We start from the raw sequence: 17,247 nt of genomic DNA on the forward strand, positions 1-17,247 counted from the left end.
GGGTTACATTCCGATCTCGTCGTCGGCGCTGCCGAGGTAGGCCTCGATGACCTTGTCATCCGACTGGATTTCCTGAGGGGTGCCTTCCGCGATCATCTCACCGAAATTCAGCACGACAATCCGATCGGAAATCGACATCACCGCCGCCATGTCGTGTTCGACCAGAAGCACCGTGACGCCCCGGTCGTCGCGGACCTTGCGCACGAGTGCCACCATGCGCATGGTCTCGTCGTGATTCATGCCCGCGAAGGGTTCGTCGAGCAGCAGGACCTTGGGGTCGGTCGCCAGCCCGATGGCAATGCCGAGCGCCCGCAGGCTGCCCTGGGGCAGATTCGAGGCAAGTTCGCCGGCAAGCGCGGACATTCCCAGGAATTCGAGCAGGTCGTCGGCATACCGGCCAAAGCTCTCGATATCCTCCTGGGCGGTTTTCGAACGCCAGAAATAGCCGGCAAGCGAGGCTCTCGACCTGAGGTGCTGGGCGACGATAATGCTTTCGCGCACAGTCATCGACTTGAAGATCGTGGTTTCCTGAAAGGTGCGGACCACGCCCTTGCGCGCGACGATATGGGGTTTCAGGTTCGAGATCCGCTCGCCCCTGTAGAGCACTTCGCCCGATGTGGTGGGCAGGAACGAGGAGATCATCTTGAACAGCGTCGACTTGCCGGCCCCGTTCGGTCCGATCACGGACAGGATCTCGTGTTCCTTGACGCTGAACGAGATGTCGCGGTTTGCCGTCAGGCCACCGAATTTCTTGGTCAGGTGGCGAACCTCCAGCAGCGCGCTCATTTGCCTGCTCCTGCAAAGCGCGGCAGCTTCAGGCTCAAGAGCCCGTTCGGCAGCACCAGCATCAGCATGATGAGCACGCTGGAATAGACAAGCAGCTGGAATCGGCCGAGTTCGAACATCAGGTCCCAGCCGAAATAGAGTACCAGGGTTCCCAGCATCGGCCCGAAGACGTAACCAAGTCCGCCGAGGAAGCAGTTGAGCATGAAATTCACGCTGTCGGTGACAACGAAGGTCGACGGATAGACCGATTGCGCAATGGAGCCGAACATCGCCCCGCCGATGCCTCCGAAGAAGGAGGAGATCGCGAAGACGATCACGCGGACATAGGCGATGTTGATGCCGATGGACGCGGCCAGTTCTTCGTTCTGCTGCATCGACCGGCAGATGTGGCCGAGCCGCGAGTTCACGAGCCGGTACATGGCGGCGAAAGTCAGCACCATCAGGATACATGCCGTGTAGTAGAACGCGAGGCGCGAGTTCTCCAGGGTGGCGAAATCGGGGATCAGGGTTACGCCGAGTACCGACAGCTCGTCCGGAAGCGGTATCGAGGTGATCCCCTTGGCGCCGTTGGTGATCGGCAGGGCAAGCGCGGTCAGCGACACGACCTGGGTCAAGACCAGACTGATCATGGCGAAATAGACCCCCTTGAGCCGCAGGATCGGCACCCCGATCAGAACCCCGACGAGGGCGGCGAACAGGCCCGCAAGCGGCAGCGTCAGCCAGAACGACATGCCGGCCTTGGTGACGAGGATTGCCGAGACATAGGCCCCGATCAGAGCGAAGGCGCCCTGCCCGATGTTGATCCGCCCGATGTAGAACATCAGCCATACGCCCGCGCTGGCGATGGAGAGCAGCGCCACGGACGTCAGGGTGAAGTAGAAATCGGTGCGGCCCGAGGCGGCGATCAGCACTGGAACCGCGACGAAGAGCACCACCAGGAAAATCACGGCGTTGATCAGCATTTTCAGTGATTGCGTCATCGGTTCAGCCCCAGGGTTTGCCCATCAGCCCCTGCGGGCGGATGGCGAGGAAAATCATCAGTGACACAAAGATCAGCAGATAGGTGATGTCGCCGTATTGCGACAGGACGGCGAGACCGATCGCCTCCATGAAACCGAGAATGATACCGCCCGCGATGGCGCCGGAAATCACGCCGGCACCTCCGATCATCACCATCATGAAGGCCTTTATCGAGGTCGGCCCTCCCATCCCGAGGTTGATCCCGGTGATGGTGACCAGGAGCCCGCCGACCAGTCCGGCCAGCATGGCGCCAAGCGCGAAGCCGATCATCGAATACCGTTCGACATTCACGCCCATCAGCTGGGCAGCCACGCGATCCTGCGCAAGCGCGCGCAGAGCACGCCCGGTCTTGGTGAATTGCATGAACGAGATGAAGGCGACGATTGAAAGGATCGCCAGGAGGCAGATCAGAATGCGGTCATAGGGCATGATGATCCGGAAGTCCCAGTTCAGCACGCCATCGACGATTTTCGGCACCCCGCGCTGCTTTTCTCCGAAGAGCAGCAGGATCACCGCGTCCAGGAGGAACGCGAGACCGGCCGCCAGCAGCATGGTGCTCTCCTCGCGAGACGATCGCCTGATCACCGGTCCGAAGAGGAATTTCTCGATCAGTGCGCCAAGAACCGCGAGCGTGACGCATGACGCCAGGAGCGCCACCACGTAGGGCAATCCCAGTTGCCCGTAGATTGTGTAGGTGACGAAGCCGCCCAGCACGTACATCTGCCCGTGGGCAAAGTTCAGCACATTCATGAGCGCGAAGATCAGCGTCAGTCCAAGGGCGATCATCGCGTATTGCGCCCCCAGATAGATGCCGTTTGCGATGATCTGTTCCATGGCTGTCCCAGAGTTTGAGGCTATCTCGGGCCGTCAGCTGGCCCGAGACAAACACTGTTCAGTGCTCTCGCCGTTCGAAGCGGGAAACTCAGTCGACTTCGGCGACAAAGAGTGTTTCGAACTCGCCGTCCTGGAAGACGTTCACGACCAGCGGCACCGCCACCTGACGCTTCTGGCCGAAGGATGTCGTGCCCACGTAGCGCAGTTTGGCATCGCCCTCCATGAAGGGATTCGGTGCCTCGAACGTATCCATGGTCTTCTTGAATTCCTCGACATCGTCGATCGCGGCGGGGTTCGCCTTGAGCGTCTCGAGGATATATTCCAGCGCATAGACCTTGGTGTTCGACTCGTCATTGTACTCGCCGAACATGTCGGTGTAGCGCTGCACGAACTCTTTCATCGCATCGGAAGCGATTTCCGGAGTTGAAGCGCCGCCGACCGAAATGAAGCCGTTCGCCAGATCGCCGGCGCCTTCCTGCAGGACAGTCGCGTCCTGCGCGGTCTCGGTCGAGATGATGCCCTCGAAGCCCAGCTCGCGGGCGGACCGGATAAGCTGCGGCGCATGCGCGGGCGATACGCCCGACAGCACCAGCAGGTCAGGCTGAGTGCGGATCACCGGGGTGATCACCGGCGTGAAGTCGGTCGTGTCGACCTGATAGGTCACGTTCGACGAAACGACCTCAAGCCCGAGTTCCTTTGCCGCTTCGACGCCGCCATCGCGCTGGCTCAACGGGTCGGATTCATTCGCCGCGACAAAGGCCACGGTCTTCACGCCCTTCTCGTCACGAAGATACTCGTAAATCGCCGGTCCCGACTGATAGTTCGCCACCATGCCCAGAACTGCGTTCGAGGCCGGGGGAGTGTAAAGCTCCTTCGGGAAGGCATAGGGGAAATAGATGATCCCTTTTTCCTCGGCGACGGGGCGCACGGCCGCAGCGCCGTCATCGACGTTCGGGCCTACAACGTAGTGGATGTTTTCCTGCGCCATCTTCTCCATGCCCGCGATCGCGCGCTTGGGATCCTTCTGGTCGTCGAAGGAAACAATCTCGATGTCGTAGGTGGTTCCGCCGATTTCATAGCCGCCCAATTCGTTGAGCCAGGCCGCGCGGGCCTCCATCGAGCGCTGGTTGGAAATTCCCCAGGCCGCGGCCGGACCTGACGTCACGCCTACGAACCCGATCTTGAGAACCGGGTTTTCTGCCCAGGCCGAGCCGGCCTGCAGGCTGGTGGCAACAGCAAGTGCCACCGAGGCCTTAATTAGGGTTCTGCGTTTCATGAGTAACTCCCGAGTTGATGTCCGCTTGGTTGTTTTCGATGCCGTATCGGCGGCATCGCCCTCTGGTGCGGTCCGGCGAGATTTGTTCGCCGCAGATGTATCCAGCTATTGTTAACAATTCTTGTCAACAAAGAATTCTTGCCTTGCATACAATTTGTGCAAATATTAGGAATAGCGCCGCAACAATTTAAGATAGAAACCATGCCCCCATCGACCGAGCCATTCACCGAACGTGCCGCAGCCATTGCCAAGATACACCCGGAAGAGCAGTTGATCGTCGACCGGATTTATTCGGCTGTGATGGAGCGGCGCCTGGCGCCTCGCACGAAATTGAGCGAAGCGGCTCTGTGCGAAACCTTCGGTGTCGGGCGCATGCGCGTCCGCCGCGCCCTTCTGCTTCTGGGGAGCCAGGGCATCGTGGATCTTCAGTCCAACAAGGGGGCTTACGTGTCCTGCCCGAGCGCCGACGATGCCCGCGAGGTGTTTGAGGCCAGGCTGCTGGTCGAGACCGGCATCGTTCGAAAGCTGGCCAGCGAAATCTCGCCGCCGGCCGTGGACGTGCTCAGCAGGCATATCACATTGGAAGACGAGGCGCGGCAGCGCCAGGCCCGCACCGACATCATCCGGCTCTCCGGTGAATTCCATGTGCAACTGGCAAAGGCCAACGGCAATACGCTCCTGGCCCGCGTCGTGCGCGAACTTGTGACACGGACATCGCTGATCGTCGGGTTGTTCGGAACGAACCGCAAGATAACCTGCCCCGAAGACGAACACTGCCAGATCGTCGCGGCCATCGTCGACGGCAACGCCGACCTCGCCGCACAGAGGATCAGGCATCATCTCGAACATATCGAAAACGGGCTCGAACTTGACCGGAGCCGCCGCCCGGACACCGACATAGCGCGGATACTGGGCGGCGGCTGAGCGGGCGGGCAGTCCGAAGAAAACGGCTCCGTTCGCGCCTTAGTTGCAGCCGTCCAGGCCCATCAGACGAAGTGCGAGAGCATAGCTTTCGCCCGGCGCCGTCACGTCGAAATGCACCGTCGTCATCTCGATCTCGCTCGGCGCCCCGGATATTCTTCATCTGATCGTCGACGAAGACGCACGATTGAGGAGCAAGGTTCAGCGCTTCGGCGACGCCTGAATAGGCTCTCGGATCTGGTTTGAGAATTCCTGTGTAGGTCGCGTCCACGATGGCGTCGAAGCTTTGGAGAAACGGAAGCTTTTCCCGGAAATCCGAACCGTAGAACAGGTCGAGCTCATTTGACAGGATCGCAAGTTTCCTGCCGGCGGTCTTGACGTGTTCAATGGCCTCGAGCGCTTCGGGCCGGATCACCGCGGCCGGGTCGGCGCCGCGGACACGGCCGACGAACTGCGGAAATTGCGTCCAGGCCTCGCCGACAAGTTCGCCGGTTTCGCGCATTCTCAGCGCCCAATAGTCGCGCTCGCTCATGTCGCCCGCCTGCATTGCGCGCCAGGGCGCATCACTGGCCGGATTGAAGGGGCCGCGCCAGGTCAGCGTTCCGGGGGCAAGGCCGAGCGCTTTTTCCGAAAGGTCATGGGTTTCAAAGAGCGTTCGCGATATCACACCGCCGAAATCGAGGATCAATGCGTCATGCATGGATCACTCCGGGCCTCACGCTGCCGGACGAAATCCAGTCGTCCAGGATCTTGAGCGCGGCCTCCGCAAAGGCGGCGTCGTTGATATGGCAGTCGATTTCCACGAGGCTGACATTGGACGGACAGGATGCCCTGATTTCCTCGACAAATGCCGCGAGCCCTTCCGCGCTTCTGAGCGGCCCGCCCTCCCGGTCCCACTCGTTGCAGCCCTTCGTCGGCAGGAGCAGCGTGACCGGAGCGGTTGCCAGGGCGAGCTTGCCGCACATTTCCCGAGCCATCCCGCGCCGCTGGTCAGGGGTCATCATGACGGAGGAAAGCAGGCGGTTGTGGGCATGGACCTCCTGACCCGCAACCCTGGGCGGCGGATCCTGCCAGCCGACGAAATCCACCAGGTCGTAGCAGCCCGGCGCGACGATCTGGGGCACGCCTGCCCGGCCGGCATTGGTCATCCGGTCCGCTCCGGCGCTGATTGCCGATCCCATCAGATGGTTGCCGACTTCCTGGGGCGCGAAATCCATGACGGCGGCAAAGGCGCGCTCCGCCGCGAGGCTTTCGAATGCCCGTCCACCCATGCCGGTCGCATGGAAGACCGCGACTTCGTAGCCGCGCGCTTCGAGCGCCGGTTTGAGGGCAACCATGTAGCGCAGGACTGTCTTGCCGAAGGACGTCATCCCGATGAGCGGCCGGCCGAGCTGCGGTTTCTCCACGGCCCGCGCGGCGCCGAGCACCGCTCCGGCAGCCTGACTGAGCGAGGCTTTGCAGACGGAATTGAGGCCATAGAGGCCGCCCGCCCACAGGATCATCTGGATATCCGCGGGAAGGCGCTCCGGCGGAATGAGAGGCGAGAAGGCAACCGTCGAGACGATGTATTTCGGCACGCCCAGGGGCAGCGCCGAACAGACATCGAGCGCAAGATCGGTTCCCATCGTGCCGCCGAGGACGAGCACCCCGTCGAACCGGCCTTCGCGGTGAAGACGTGCCGCCATGCCGGCCGCTCCCTTTGCCATGATCTGCATGGCAAGATTCTCGTCCTCGCCGTCGATGGCCTCGCGAATGGTGTGTCCGCCTTCCGCGGCGACGTCGTGTTTGGAAATGTCGGTCGGTTTCGTCGGATCGCCGAGGACGCTCACATCCATGGTGAGCACGCCGCCGCCCTGACTTCTTATGACGTTGCAGATGTAATTCAGCTCATCGTCCTTGGTATCATACGTTCCCACCACCAGAATGGTCCGGTCAGACATGTTCCCCTGCTCTCCTCCCGCAGACATCACAGCTTGATCCACGCCGTCTTGAGGTTGAGGTATTTTTCAAAAGCATGCAGCGATTTGTCGTGGCCGTTCCCCGACTGTTTCACGCCCCCGAGCGGCACGGTCAGGTCGGCCCCGCCATAGGTATTGACATGGACGACCCCGGCTCTGATCCGCCGCACCATGCGGTGGGCGCGCGAAAGATCCGCCGTCCATACGGCCGCGGCGAGCCCGTAATCGGTGCCGTTTGCAATCGCGACCGCCTCGTCCTCCGTGTCGAAGGGCAGCACGGCGAGCACCGGGCCGAAGACTTCTTCACGGGCGAGACGGTCGTCGGGGCCGACCCCGGTGACGATGGTCGGGGCCATGTAGTAGCCGCCCGTTTCCTGAAGGATGCGATCGCCGCCGGTGACGATCCTGCGCCCCCGGGCGCGGGCCTCCTCGACAAAGGCGAGGTTCTGTTCCAACTGGCGCTGCGAGTTGACCGCGCCGGCGGCCGTTGCCGGATCGAGTGGATCGCCGACCCTCAGGTCTTGCGCGTGTTCGGCAAGCTTTTCGACAAAGGCATCATGCAGACAGCGTTCCACCAGCAGCCGGGACCCGGCGACGCAGACCTGCCCGGAATTGCGGAAGATGCCATTTGCGGACACCTTGACGGCCTCGTCCAGGTTCGGCGTGTCCGCAAAGACGATATTGGGGGACTTGCCGCCAAGCTCCAGATAGACGCGCTTCAGGTTCGATTGCGCCGATGCTTCCAGCAGCCGCCGTCCGGTCGCGGCCGAACCGGTGAAAACCAGCACGTCGACATCCATCGACCGCGCTATGGCCTCCCCGACAACCGCGCCTTCCCCGGTCACCACGTTGAGAACCCCGGCCGGCAGCCCGGCCTCGAGTGCCAGTTCCGCGATCCGGATGAGCGTGAGAGATGCCGTTTCGGCGGGCTTCAGGACGACCGTACAGCCGGCGGCGAGAGCCGGCCCGAGTTTCCAGGCGCCGATCATCAGCGGGAAATTCCAGGGAACGATCGCGCCGACGACGCCCGCCGGCTCCCGGTGGACGAGACCCAGGTTGCCCGGCCCCGTCGGTGCGATCTCGCCGCCGATCTTGTCGACGGCCTCGGCGTAGAAGCGGATCGTGGCCGCCGCGGAGCCCGGCTCGGCCTTGAGCGCCATGCCGATCTCGGTGCCGTTGTCGCGCACTCCCAGAACGGCAAGCTCCAGCGCGTTGGCATCGATCAGCTCGGCCCATTTCAGGAGGATCTTCTTTCGCTCCGCCGGTGCGAGCTCCGACCAGCGGCCGTCGTCGAACGCCCGCCGCGCGGCCCCGATCGCGATTTCGGCATCTTCTCTCGTGCCCCTGGGGATGGTCGTCAGGATGCTGCCGTCGATGGGGGAAATCACATCCATCGCGCCGCCGCCGGATGCCTGACGGCGCTCGCCGTCGATGACATGGCTGCCGGGCGCAACCGGTGCGCGGCGAAGCGCCTCGACGCGGACTGGATCGAACATGGCGGTCACCTCATCTGTGAATCGTGAACATCGTGATCGTGGGAGAATTCCGGCTCTTTCAGGCGGCGCTCTTTCCACACGCCCCAGAAGTGGAAGACGATCAGCAGGACAATCGCCGTGGCGATCAGGGCCGAGATCGGCCGGTCGACGAAATCGAGCGGCGTTGTCACACGCGCCATGGCGGAGCGGAGTTTCACCTCCATGATGCCGCCGAGGACCATGCCCAGGATGATCGGCACGATCGGCAGGTTCTGTCGCTTGAGGATCAGGCCAAGGATGCCGAAACCGGCGGAAATGGCGCAGTCCGTCGCCGAATTGCGGAGCGAATAGACGCCGACGAAACTCAGGGTCAGCACCATGATACCGAGGAAGCGCGTCGGGATGCGGATGATCCGCACCAACAGGTTGGACGAGAACAGCACGAACACCACGACGATCACGTTCAGCAGGATCATCGCGATATAGAGCGCATAGACAAAGTCGAGCTTGTTCTGAAAGAGGCCAGGCCCGGGTATGACATTGTGCACGTAGAACACCGACAGCATCATTGCGGTCAATGCCTCGCCGGGAATGCCGAGAGCCAGAAGCGGGATCATGGCCGCGGCGGGAACGGCATTGTTGGCGGCTTCAGAGGCGACCAGGCCCTCCGGCGAGCCTTTTCCGAACATCTCCGGGGTCTTGGAGGTCTTCTGCGCATAGGTGTAGGACAGGAACTGGGCCGTGAACTCGCCGACGCCCGGTATCATGCCCATCAGCACGCCGAAGCCGGCGCCGGCGGAGGCGATACGCTTGAAGCGGAAAACCTCGCACATGGCCTTGAACATCCGGCCTTCGATACGCCGGGCGTCGGGGGCGGATTCCGGGTCGTTCAGCAGGATGAAGGCCTGGCTGATCGCAAATAGGCCGAGCACCACGACGATCAGGTCGATGCCGGAGGTCAGCCACTCCTGACCGAAGGTGAACCGCTGGGTGTATTTCACCGGCTCAAGGCCGATGGTGCCGAGGAAAATTCCGAGCCCCGCGAGCATGCCGGCCGCGAAGGTCTGGCCGCGATGGGCGATGACGACCAGCAGGATGCCCAGCATGGCGGCAAGGAAGATCTCCCGGCTGCCGAACATCGGCGCGATCTTTGCCAGAACCGGCGACAGCAGGATCAGCGCGACGATGGAGATGATGCCGCCCATGAAGGAGGCCCCGTAGGCCAGCCCGAGAGCCCGCAAGGCCTGGCCGTTCCGGGTCATCGGATGCCCGTCATAGGTCGTCAGCGCATTGACGGCGGTGCCCGGTGTGTTGATGAGGATCGCCGGCAGGGCGCCCCCGAACATGGAGGACCCGTAGATGCCGAGCAGCATCGTCAAGCCGACCAGGGGTTCCATGGCGAAGGTGGCCGGCAGCAGGATGGCGATGGCGACCGCCGGCCCCACCCCCGGAATGGCGCCGATGATGACGCCTCCCACGGAGCCGATCAGCAGAGCGACGCAGACATCGAGACGGGCAAGCAGAAACAGTCCTGAAAGTAGAGTGTCCATCGGTCCCTGCTCAGAAATAGGTCATGACGAAGCTGCGTATCCCAACGGGAAGCCACTCGTACAGAAGACCGACCGGCAGCTTGACCTGCAGGAAGGATTTGAAAAGAAGGGCCACCGCAACCGCGAACAGGACGGAAATCCCCATCCAGCGCAGGCTGCGATAACCCATGCGGTAGGCAAGGCTGGCGCAGAACAGAGCCGTCGACGGCAGGTAGCCGAGCAGCGGCACGATGGCGACATAGGCCATGAACCAGATGGCGAACTCGAGCGAACGCGCCCAGTAAAGCACCTCCGCCAGGCGGCCGGGGATCCGCTCCGATACAACAGCGCCCAGGAGATGGAGGGCGCTGAACACGATCATGACGCCGATGGCGACCGCGGGCCAGAATGCCGGCTGTGCGAAGAGGCTTGTCCGTTCCACCCAGGCGGTCTGTGCGGGCAGGTTGACCAGCAGAAACAGGGAAAGAACGAAGAATGACACCGCAAAGACAAGGTCGCCGGGCCGGCGGTAACGCTTGAACAGATCCTGGAGATTCTTGATGCGGTTCATGAGATCCCCGAAAAGGAAGGGCACCCGCGCGTTCACGCGGGTGCAATCCGGTCAGTTGCCGATCAGGCCGGAAACGGTCCCGAGCGTCTTGGTGTCGTTCTCGATCCGGGCCTGTGCCTCATCCGCTCCGAGCCAGTAGACCGACGCTCCGGTTTCCGCTGAAAGCTTCTTTGCCTTTTCGGACGCCATGGCCTTGGCCGCCACTGCCGCGATCTTCTCGCGAACGTCGGCCGGGGTATCCTTGTGGACGAACAGACCGTTCCAGAGAGACACATCGAGCTCGGGCTCCAGTTCGCCCACGGTCGGCGTATCCGGTGTCAGATCGATCCGCTCTGAACCGATCGAAGCCAGGACGGTCACCTGATCAAGGCACGGCAGGATAAGCTGCAAGGTCGTATTGATGACATCCGCATCGCCCGAGGCCAGCGTATTGCAGTCCAGCGCGTCGAAGGCGGCTTCGCTTGCATAGTCGAAACCGCGTTTCTTGGCCAAGGCGAAGGTGACCTGGGTGGGGATCAGAAACGATCCGAAATGACCGAGGGCGACATCGTTGTCCTTGGCATGGGCCGCCAGTTCCTCGATCGATGCATAGGGCGCATCCTTGGAGGCGGCGATCACGAACGGGTAGGTCAGGAAGATGCCGACTGGCTCGAACGGATTGGGATTGAGCGACGGAATCCCGACCTCCGGGCCGACGACGGGAATATCGATCACGAAAGAGCCGATGGTGTAGCCATCAGGTGCGGCGCCGGCGACTTCCGCCGCGCCCGGAAACGGTCCGCCGCCGCCGCCCGGCTTGTTCACCACCGCTGCCGGGACGCCGTAGGTCGCCTGGAATTCGTCCGCGATCATCCGGGTCAGGATGTCCTCCAGATCGCCCGGAGGAAACGGCACGACGAATTCAACCGGTTTTTCAGGATACTCGGCCGCCGCTGTTGCCGGCAGGCCGAAGGCGGCGAGAACAGCTGTTGTTGCCACTGAGAGTTTTTTCATTCCGGGGTTCTCCTGCTGGAAGGTCGGTTTATTATATGAACCACTGGTATCAATTATTCTTGCACATCCCTTGGAATTCCGTCAAGCTGGTTACAGATGAAACCAATTCCGAGCGGAGGAAATACAGGCTGCACGATGGGTACGATCTCAAAAGCCCTTGAAATGCTGAACTATTTCTCGCGAAAGCGACCGGAAATCGGGCTAAGCGAGTTCGTGCGGCTGACCGGCCGGGACAAGGCGACCGTTCACCGCCACCTGGTCGAGCTGGAGAAGAACGGCTTCCTGGAACAGCACCCGGCAAGCCGCGCCTACCGGCTCGGCCCCGCGATCCTTCGGCTGACCGGCGTACGGGAAGCGAGCAATCCGGTGCGGCGTATCCTCCGGCCCATCGTCACCGGACTTGCCGAGCAAACGGGCGAGCTCGCCCACGCCTCGCTTCTGCAGGGGAACGTGCTGTCTCCGGTCTTTCACGCCGACCCGCTCGCCCATGGCGTCCAGGTGCATTTCGATGAAGCCGAGCTTCTGCCGCTTCATGCCACGTCATCGGGTCTTGCCGTTCTCGCCTTTGCCGGCCCGAAGCTCCGCAAGCAGATCCTGTCGGCCGACCTCCAGGCCTTCACAGCGAACACGATTGTCGATCCGGACACATTGTCCATGCGCATCGAGGAGGTCCGGCATTCGGGTTTCAGCTACTCCGACAGGGCGTTCGACGGCGAGGTCACCTCCCAGGCCGCGCCGATCTTCGATGAGACCAGCGAAGTCATCGGCGCCCTGTCGGTGGCGGTTCCCGCGGTGCGCGCGCACGAAGAACGCCTTCGCACGATCGCAACGGCCCTGACCGCCGCCGCGCGGTCGGCAACCCGGTCACTGGGTGGATCCTACCCGGAATTATGACCGCCGGGAGGATCCGGCAAAAACATTTCAGACACAGAGAAGTCCATTCGAGGTTCGCAATGCACGATTCAAACTTCCTGAAGGAACACAACGCCCGCCACCTGTGGCATCCGATGGCTCATCCGGCGGACAGCCTGGCGAACCCGCCGCAGATCATCGTCGGCGGCGAGGGTGTCGAGATCGTCGACATCGACGGCCACAAGTCGGTCGATGCGGTCGGGGGTCTCTGGAACGTCAATCTCGGCTATTCCTGCGCCCCGGTGAAGCAGGCCATCGCAGAACAGCTCGACAAGCTGCCCTATTATTCCATCTTTCGCGGCACGACCAATGATGCGGTGATCGAGCTCAGCACGATGCTGCGGGATTTTTTCGAGCCGGACGGGCTCTCCCGGGCGTTCTTCACGTCCGGCGGCTCCGACAGCGTCGAAATCGCGCTGCGCCTGGCGCGCCAGTATCACAAGCTGCGCGGCGAAGCCGGCAGGATCAAGTTTCTGAGCCTGAAAAAGGGCTATCACGGCACCCACACGCTGGGTGCGTCGGTCAACGGCAATGCGAATTTCAGATCCGCCTATGAACCGCTCATGCCCGGCTGCTATCACATCCTCGCGCCCTATACCTACCGCAACCCGTTCAATGAAACGGATCCCGCGCGGCTGGCCCAGCTGTGTCTTGCCGCGCTGGAGGACGAAATCAGGTTTCAGGATCCCGGCACCATCGCAGCGTTCATCATGGAGCCGATCCTGGGGGCCGGCGGCGTCATCCCGCCGCACGAGAGCTTCATGCCCGGCGTGCGCGAGATCTGTTCGAAATACGGCATCCTCCTCATCGCGGATGAAGTGATCACCGCCTTCGGGCGCACCGGCAGCTGGTCGGGCTCGCGGCACTGGGGCGTCAAGCCGGATCTCCTGTGCTGCGCCAAGGCCATCACCAACGGCTATTTTCCCTTTGGCGCGGTGATGATCTCCGACGGCGTCGGCGAGGTGTTCGAAAAGGACGAAACCGGCAAGGGCTCCATCGGGTCGGGCTATACCTATTCAGGTCACCCGGTCGGCGCCGCCGCCGCCATCGCCTGCCTGGCGGAAACCGAACGGCTTCAGGTCAAGGACAATGCCGCCGCCCGCGGCGAGCAGTTGTTCCGGGGGCTGGAAGCGTTGAAGCACAAACATGCCGTCATCGGCGACGTTCGCGGCGGCCACGGCCTGATGTGCGCGCTGGAACTCGTTGCCGACCGCGAGACCAAGGCCCCCATCGACAAGAAGACGATCGGCGACGTGCATCGCACGACCTACGAAAACGGAGCGATGGTGCGCGTTTCCGGCAACAACGTCATCCTGTCGCCGCCGCTCGTGCTCTCAGAGGCGCACGTGGACACCATACTGAACGCGCTAGAGGCCGGATTCGCCTCGGTGTCGTGACGACGGCGCGCCAGGTACTTTATCCGGTCAGAACCGTACCTTCTGCAGGTCTTCCAGCAGATCGAGAAGCTGCTCGAGCTTCTCGCGGCCGAATTCCGCTTCCAGCCGCTTGAAGATCTCGGCATTGCGGGGCTGGTGATCGGCGATCAGGGACCGGCCGTTTTCGGTGACGCTGACCAGCGTGCGCCGGCGGTCGGCCTCGTCGTTCCTGCGGCTGATGAAGCCGTCCGCCTCCATCGAGCGCAGGATGCGTGTCAGGCTCGGCAGTTGGAGACAGGCCCCCTGTGCGATCGCCGTCTGCTCGATTTCGCCGGCTTCATCCACGACGCGCAGGATCCGCCACTGCTGTTCGGAAATGCCGCTTTCCTGAAGCATCTCCCGGATCGGGGCCATGATCGCCTCCCGTGTGCGCAAAAGCGCAATCGGCAGGGACCGGGACGTCGGCCCGAACCGCTTCGCGGCGCTTTCCGACCTTGAGAGTGTTTTCTCCATCATGCGCATCCTTCCAATATCGCCAAGGATACTCCCTTGCCGTAAATTGCTTGACAAAGCAATCGATATTACTTAATAAAGCAATTAATTGGAGGAGCCGACGTGCCGCATTTCCAGATCGACTACTCAGCCAATCTCGAAGAGCGCCTGGATATTCCCGGCCTGCTTGCCGTGCTACGCGATGCCGCCGTCGAGACCGGGGTTTTCCCGCTGGCCGGCATTCGCGTTCGCGCGACCGCCTGCACCCACTGGGTGATCGCCGATGGCAACCCTGATCACGCCTTTCTGGACATATCCGTGCGGCTGCGGGGCGGACGCACGCTTGAAGTGCGCAAGGCGGCGACGGAGCGCATCTTTGCCGCCGCGCGCAGCTATTGCGACCAGGTGATGAAGTCCTCTTCCTTCATGCTTTCGATGGAGATGCGCGACATCGATCCGGACCTCAGCCCCAAAGACAGTTCCATTCGCGACCATCTTGCCGGAGACGCCTCATGACCGACCTGAACAGCCACCTGGAAAAACTCGAGACGCATCTCGCGCGTTTCCGGCAGACCGGCATCATGAACCTCATCGGCGGGCAGAGCGTTCCTGCCGCCTCCGGCGAGACGTTCCAGACCGTCTCGCCTGTCGATGAAAGCCCGATTGCTGGCGTGGCGATGGGCGACAAGGACGATATCGACGCCGCCGCCAGGGCGGCCAGGGAAGCCTTCCCTGCCTGGGCGGCAATCGACGGCGCGAAGCGCAAGAAGATCCTGCACGACATCGCCGATGCGATTGTCGAGCGTGCCGAGGAAATCGCGATCTGCGAATGCTGGGACACCGGTCAGGCCTACCGTTTCATGTCGAAGGCGGCCCTCAGAGGCGCGGAGAACTTCCGTTTCTTTGCCGATCTGGCTCCCTCCGCGCGGGACGGAAAGTCCCTGCCCTCACCGCACCATCTCAACGTGACCTCGCGCGCGCCCATTGGCTCCGTCGGCGTGATCACGCCGTGGAACACGCCGTTCATGCTGTCCACCTGGAAGATCGCCCCGGCGCTTGCGGCCGGATGCACGGTCGTGCACAAGCCGGCGGAGTTTTCGCCGCTGACAGCGCGCATTCTTGCCGAAATCGCCCATGACGCGGGCCTGCCGGACGGGGTCTGGAACCTCGTCAACGGCCTCGGCGAGACCGCCGGCAAGGCCCTGACGGAACACAGGGACATCAAGGCGATCGCCTTCGTCGGCGAAAGCCGCACCGGCTCCATGATCATGAAACAGGGGGCGGACACGCTGAAACGCGTCCATTTCGAGCTTGGCGGCAAGAACCCGGTCGTCGTCTTCGACGACGCGGACCTCGAGCGGGCGCTCGATGCGGTCATCTTCATGATCTACTCGCTGAACGGCGAGCGCTGCACGTCCTCTTCGCGCCTTCTCGTTCAGGAGACGATCGCGGAGGAATTCCATGCAAGACTTGTCGAGCGCATCGGCAAGCTCAAGGTCGGCCACCCGCTCGACCCGGCGACCGAAATCGGACCCTTGATCGACAAGACCCACTTCGACAAGGTGCTCTCATACGTGGATGCCGGCAGGCAGGACGGCGCGACGCTGGCGGCCGGCGGCGCGCGGATCGGCAACAAGGGCTGGTTTGTCGAGCCGACCTTGTTCACGGGTGCGAATTCCGCCATGCGGATCGCGCAGGAGGAAGTGTTCGGACCGTTTCTGACCTCCATCACCTTCAAGGACGAAGTCGAGGCGCTGGCGATCGCCAATGATGTCGATTACGGGCTGACCGGCTATCTTTGGACCAACGACCTGACGCGGACCCTGCGCTTCTCCGATGCGCTGGAGGCCGGGATGATCTGGGTGAATTCGGAGAATGTCCGCCACCTGCCGACGCCGTTCGGCGGCATGAAGGCATCGGGCATCGGCCGTGACGGCGGTGACTGGTCCTTCGAATTCTACATGGAACAGAAGAATATCGCCTTCGCGACGGGCCAGCACAAGATGACGCGTCTCGGCGCCTGAGGGGGCGATGGGCGCATCAGAACACACCGATAGGATTTCCCGGTGACCAGACGCCGGAGGGAGGAAACCATGCCGATACCCGCACCCAATCTCTACCCGCCTTTCAACATCGTCAGGCTGAGCCATGTCGAGCTGTCGGTCACCGATCTCGATTGGGCCCGTGCCTTCTACGTCGATACGCTGGGTCTGCAGGTGACGCATGAGGAGTCTTCCTCGATCTACCTGCGCGCCATGGAGGAGCGGGGGCATCACTGCGTCATCCTCAGGAAGGCGCCCAGGGCCAGCGTCGGTGTGCTCGGCTTCAAGGTCTGGGACGAACAGGATCTGGACAAGGCGGCCGAATGGTTCCAGGCAAAGGGACGCGGCGTGGAATGGATCGAGCGTCCGTTCATGGGCCGCGTGCTGCGCACGACGGACCTCTTCGGCGTGCCGCTCGAGTTCTACTCGAAGATGGACCGCCTGCCGCCGATCCATCAGAAATACAAACTCTATCGCGGCGTAAGACCGCTGCGCATCGACCATTTCAACATGTTTTCGCCCGATGTGGATGCGTCGGTCGAATTCTATGGCGAAATGGGCTTCCGCGTCACCGAATACACGGCGGACGAGGAAACCGGGCGCACCTGGGCCGCCTGGATGCACCGCAAGGGCGGCGTGCATGACGTGGCCTTCACCAACGGCACCGGCCCGCGCCTGCATCACACCGCCTTCTGGGTGCCGACGCCGCTCAGCGTCATCGACCTTCTCGACCTGATGTCGACGACCGGCTATGTCACCAATATCGAGCGGGGGCCGGGCCGCCACGGTATCTCCAACGCCTTCTTTCTCTACATCCGCGACAGGGACGGGCACCGGACCGAAATCTATTGCTCCGACTACCAGACCTGCGATCCCGATCTCGAACCGATCAAATGGGATTTGAAGGATCCGCAACGCCAGACCCTGTGGGGCGCCCCCGCCCCGCGCAGCTGGTTTGAGGAAGGCAGCGTCTTCGATGGTGCGGAGCTGAGGGAAAGCAAGCTCAAGGCGCAGCCGATCGTCGCCCCATGACATTCCGCAGGGTTCCGAAATACATTCAGA

16 protein-coding genes and 1 pseudogene are annotated in these 17,247 nt (G+C 62.5%); 6 read left to right on the plus strand and 11 right to left on the minus strand.

Annotation, left to right across the window (positions count from 1 at the left end):
- Positions 1–3 precede the first annotated feature (3 nt).
- The 4 genes from ON753_RS01485 to ON753_RS01500 form a co-directional block, all read right to left on the minus strand.
- Positions 4–786 (minus strand): ABC transporter ATP-binding protein, encoded by a 783-nt coding sequence (locus tag ON753_RS01485; RefSeq protein ID WP_265960781.1) that lies wholly within the window; start codon positions 784–786, stop codon positions 4–6.
- Positions 783–1,766 carry a branched-chain amino acid ABC transporter permease gene (locus tag ON753_RS01490; RefSeq protein ID WP_265960782.1) on the minus strand — a complete coding sequence of 328 codons (984 nt, stop codon included), beginning with the start codon at positions 1,764–1,766 and terminating at the stop codon, positions 783–785. Before ON753_RS01490 ends, ON753_RS01485 begins: the two co-directional genes overlap by 4 nt.
- 4 nt (positions 1,767–1,770) lie before the next feature.
- Positions 1,771–2,640 (minus strand): branched-chain amino acid ABC transporter permease, encoded by an 870-nt coding sequence (locus tag ON753_RS01495; protein ID WP_265960783.1) that lies wholly within the window; start codon positions 2,638–2,640, stop codon positions 1,771–1,773.
- A gap of 88 nt (positions 2,641–2,728) precedes the next feature.
- Positions 2,729–3,916: an ABC transporter substrate-binding protein gene (locus tag ON753_RS01500; RefSeq protein WP_265960784.1), complete on the minus strand. Its 1,188-nt coding sequence runs from the start codon at positions 3,914–3,916 to the stop codon at positions 2,729–2,731.
- A gap of 201 nt (positions 3,917–4,117) precedes the next feature.
- Between ON753_RS01500 and ON753_RS01505 the strand changes: the two genes are divergently transcribed.
- A complete protein-coding gene (locus ON753_RS01505; protein ID WP_265960785.1) occupies positions 4,118–4,840 on the plus strand; it encodes a GntR family transcriptional regulator in 723 nt (240 codons plus the stop codon).
- A 39-nt stretch (positions 4,841–4,879) separates the two neighbouring features.
- Here ON753_RS01505 and ON753_RS01510 read toward each other — a convergent pair.
- The 6 genes and pseudogenes from ON753_RS01510 to ON753_RS01535 all read right to left on the minus strand — a co-directional run bounded on the left by ON753_RS01510 (position 4,880) and on the right by ON753_RS01535 (position 11,363).
- A pseudogene (locus ON753_RS01510) lies at positions 4,880–5,537 on the minus strand (HAD family hydrolase).
- On the minus strand, positions 5,530–6,777 hold the full coding sequence (locus tag ON753_RS01515; protein ID WP_265960786.1) for a Tm-1-like ATP-binding domain-containing protein: 1,248 nt from the start codon (positions 6,775–6,777) through the stop codon (positions 5,530–5,532). Before ON753_RS01515 ends, ON753_RS01510 begins: the two are co-directional and overlap by 8 nt.
- A 26-nt stretch (positions 6,778–6,803) precedes the next feature.
- A complete protein-coding gene (locus ON753_RS01520) occupies positions 6,804–8,291 on the minus strand; it encodes an aldehyde dehydrogenase (RefSeq protein ID WP_265960787.1) in 1,488 nt (495 codons plus the stop codon).
- 5 nt (positions 8,292–8,296) lie between these two features.
- Positions 8,297–9,820 (minus strand): tripartite tricarboxylate transporter permease, encoded by a 1,524-nt coding sequence (locus ON753_RS01525; RefSeq protein WP_265960788.1) that lies wholly within the window; start codon positions 9,818–9,820, stop codon positions 8,297–8,299.
- Between the two features lie 10 nt (positions 9,821–9,830).
- On the minus strand, positions 9,831–10,370 hold the full coding sequence (locus tag ON753_RS01530) for a tripartite tricarboxylate transporter TctB family protein (protein WP_265960789.1): 540 nt from the start codon (positions 10,368–10,370) through the stop codon (positions 9,831–9,833).
- A 51-nt stretch (positions 10,371–10,421) separates the two neighbouring features.
- Entirely contained in the window at positions 10,422–11,363 is a 942-nt protein-coding gene (locus tag ON753_RS01535) for a tripartite tricarboxylate transporter substrate-binding protein (protein WP_265960790.1), read from the minus strand.
- Between the two features lie 135 nt (positions 11,364–11,498).
- On the opposite strand from ON753_RS01535, the gene ON753_RS01540 reads away from it, so the two are divergent.
- Together ON753_RS01540 and ON753_RS01545 are read left to right on the plus strand one after the other, a co-directional pair.
- The gene (locus ON753_RS01540) at positions 11,499–12,257 is read left to right on the plus strand and encodes an IclR family transcriptional regulator (RefSeq protein WP_265960791.1); all 759 of its coding nucleotides are present in this window, start codon (positions 11,499–11,501) and stop codon (positions 12,255–12,257) included.
- A gap of 59 nt (positions 12,258–12,316) precedes the next feature.
- Complete coding sequence (locus ON753_RS01545; protein ID WP_265960792.1) at positions 12,317–13,672, plus strand: aminotransferase class III-fold pyridoxal phosphate-dependent enzyme; 1,356 nt, start codon at positions 12,317–12,319, stop codon at positions 13,670–13,672.
- A 27-nt stretch (positions 13,673–13,699) separates the two neighbouring features.
- On the opposite strand, the gene hpaR is transcribed toward ON753_RS01545, so the two are convergent.
- Entirely contained in the window at positions 13,700–14,167 is a 468-nt protein-coding gene (gene hpaR, locus ON753_RS01550; protein WP_265960793.1) for a homoprotocatechuate degradation operon regulator HpaR, read from the minus strand.
- A 99-nt stretch (positions 14,168–14,266) separates the two neighbouring features.
- Between hpaR and ON753_RS01555 the strand changes: the two genes are divergently transcribed.
- The 3 genes from ON753_RS01555 (at position 14,267) to hpaD (ending at position 17,217) form a co-directional block, all read left to right on the plus strand.
- A complete protein-coding gene (locus ON753_RS01555) occupies positions 14,267–14,659 on the plus strand; it encodes a 5-carboxymethyl-2-hydroxymuconate Delta-isomerase (RefSeq protein ID WP_265960794.1) in 393 nt (130 codons plus the stop codon).
- On the plus strand, positions 14,656–16,167 hold the full coding sequence (gene hpaE / locus ON753_RS01560) for a 5-carboxymethyl-2-hydroxymuconate semialdehyde dehydrogenase (RefSeq protein WP_265960795.1): 1,512 nt from the start codon (positions 14,656–14,658) through the stop codon (positions 16,165–16,167). The genes ON753_RS01555 and hpaE overlap by 4 nt, the downstream gene beginning before the upstream one ends.
- A gap of 69 nt (positions 16,168–16,236) precedes the next feature.
- On the plus strand, positions 16,237–17,217 hold the full coding sequence (gene hpaD, locus ON753_RS01565; protein ID WP_265960796.1) for a 3,4-dihydroxyphenylacetate 2,3-dioxygenase: 981 nt from the start codon (positions 16,237–16,239) through the stop codon (positions 17,215–17,217).
- Positions 17,218–17,247 lie beyond the last annotated feature (30 nt).

Source organism: Roseibium salinum (assembly GCF_026240905.1).
In the GTDB taxonomy this organism is placed as follows: Bacteria; Pseudomonadota; Alphaproteobacteria; order Rhizobiales; family Stappiaceae; genus Roseibium; species Roseibium salinum.

What these genes read in the sequence shown, in the direction of transcription:
- ON753_RS01485 (WP_265960781.1), bottom strand. Translation starts at nt 786, where the DNA reads ATGAGCGCGCTGCTGGAGGTTCGCCACCTGACCAAGAAATTCGGTGGC.
- ON753_RS01490 (WP_265960782.1), bottom strand. Translation starts at nt 1,766, where the DNA reads ATGACGCAATCACTGAAAATGCTGATCAACGCCGTGATTTTCCTGGTG.
- ON753_RS01495 (WP_265960783.1), bottom strand. Translation starts at nt 2,640, where the DNA reads ATGGAACAGATCATCGCAAACGGCATCTATCTGGGGGCGCAATACGCG.
- ON753_RS01500 (WP_265960784.1), bottom strand. Translation starts at nt 3,916, where the DNA reads ATGAAACGCAGAACCCTAATTAAGGCCTCGGTGGCACTTGCTGTTGCC.
- ON753_RS01505 (WP_265960785.1), top strand. Translation starts at nt 4,118, where the DNA reads ATGCCCCCATCGACCGAGCCATTCACCGAACGTGCCGCAGCCATTGCC.
- ON753_RS01515 (WP_265960786.1), bottom strand. Translation starts at nt 6,777, where the DNA reads ATGTCTGACCGGACCATTCTGGTGGTGGGAACGTATGATACCAAGGAC.
- ON753_RS01520 (WP_265960787.1), bottom strand. Translation starts at nt 8,291, where the DNA reads ATGTTCGATCCAGTCCGCGTCGAGGCGCTTCGCCGCGCACCGGTTGCG.
- ON753_RS01525 (WP_265960788.1), bottom strand. Translation starts at nt 9,820, where the DNA reads ATGGACACTCTACTTTCAGGACTGTTTCTGCTTGCCCGTCTCGATGTC.
- ON753_RS01530 (WP_265960789.1), bottom strand. Translation starts at nt 10,370, where the DNA reads ATGAACCGCATCAAGAATCTCCAGGATCTGTTCAAGCGTTACCGCCGG.
- ON753_RS01535 (WP_265960790.1), bottom strand. Translation starts at nt 11,363, where the DNA reads ATGAAAAAACTCTCAGTGGCAACAACAGCTGTTCTCGCCGCCTTCGGC.
- ON753_RS01540 (WP_265960791.1), top strand. Translation starts at nt 11,499, where the DNA reads ATGGGTACGATCTCAAAAGCCCTTGAAATGCTGAACTATTTCTCGCGA.
- ON753_RS01545 (WP_265960792.1), top strand. Translation starts at nt 12,317, where the DNA reads ATGCACGATTCAAACTTCCTGAAGGAACACAACGCCCGCCACCTGTGG.
- hpaR (WP_265960793.1), bottom strand. Translation starts at nt 14,167, where the DNA reads ATGATGGAGAAAACACTCTCAAGGTCGGAAAGCGCCGCGAAGCGGTTC.
- hpaE (WP_265960795.1), top strand. Translation starts at nt 14,656, where the DNA reads ATGACCGACCTGAACAGCCACCTGGAAAAACTCGAGACGCATCTCGCG.
- hpaD (WP_265960796.1), top strand. Translation starts at nt 16,237, where the DNA reads ATGCCGATACCCGCACCCAATCTCTACCCGCCTTTCAACATCGTCAGG.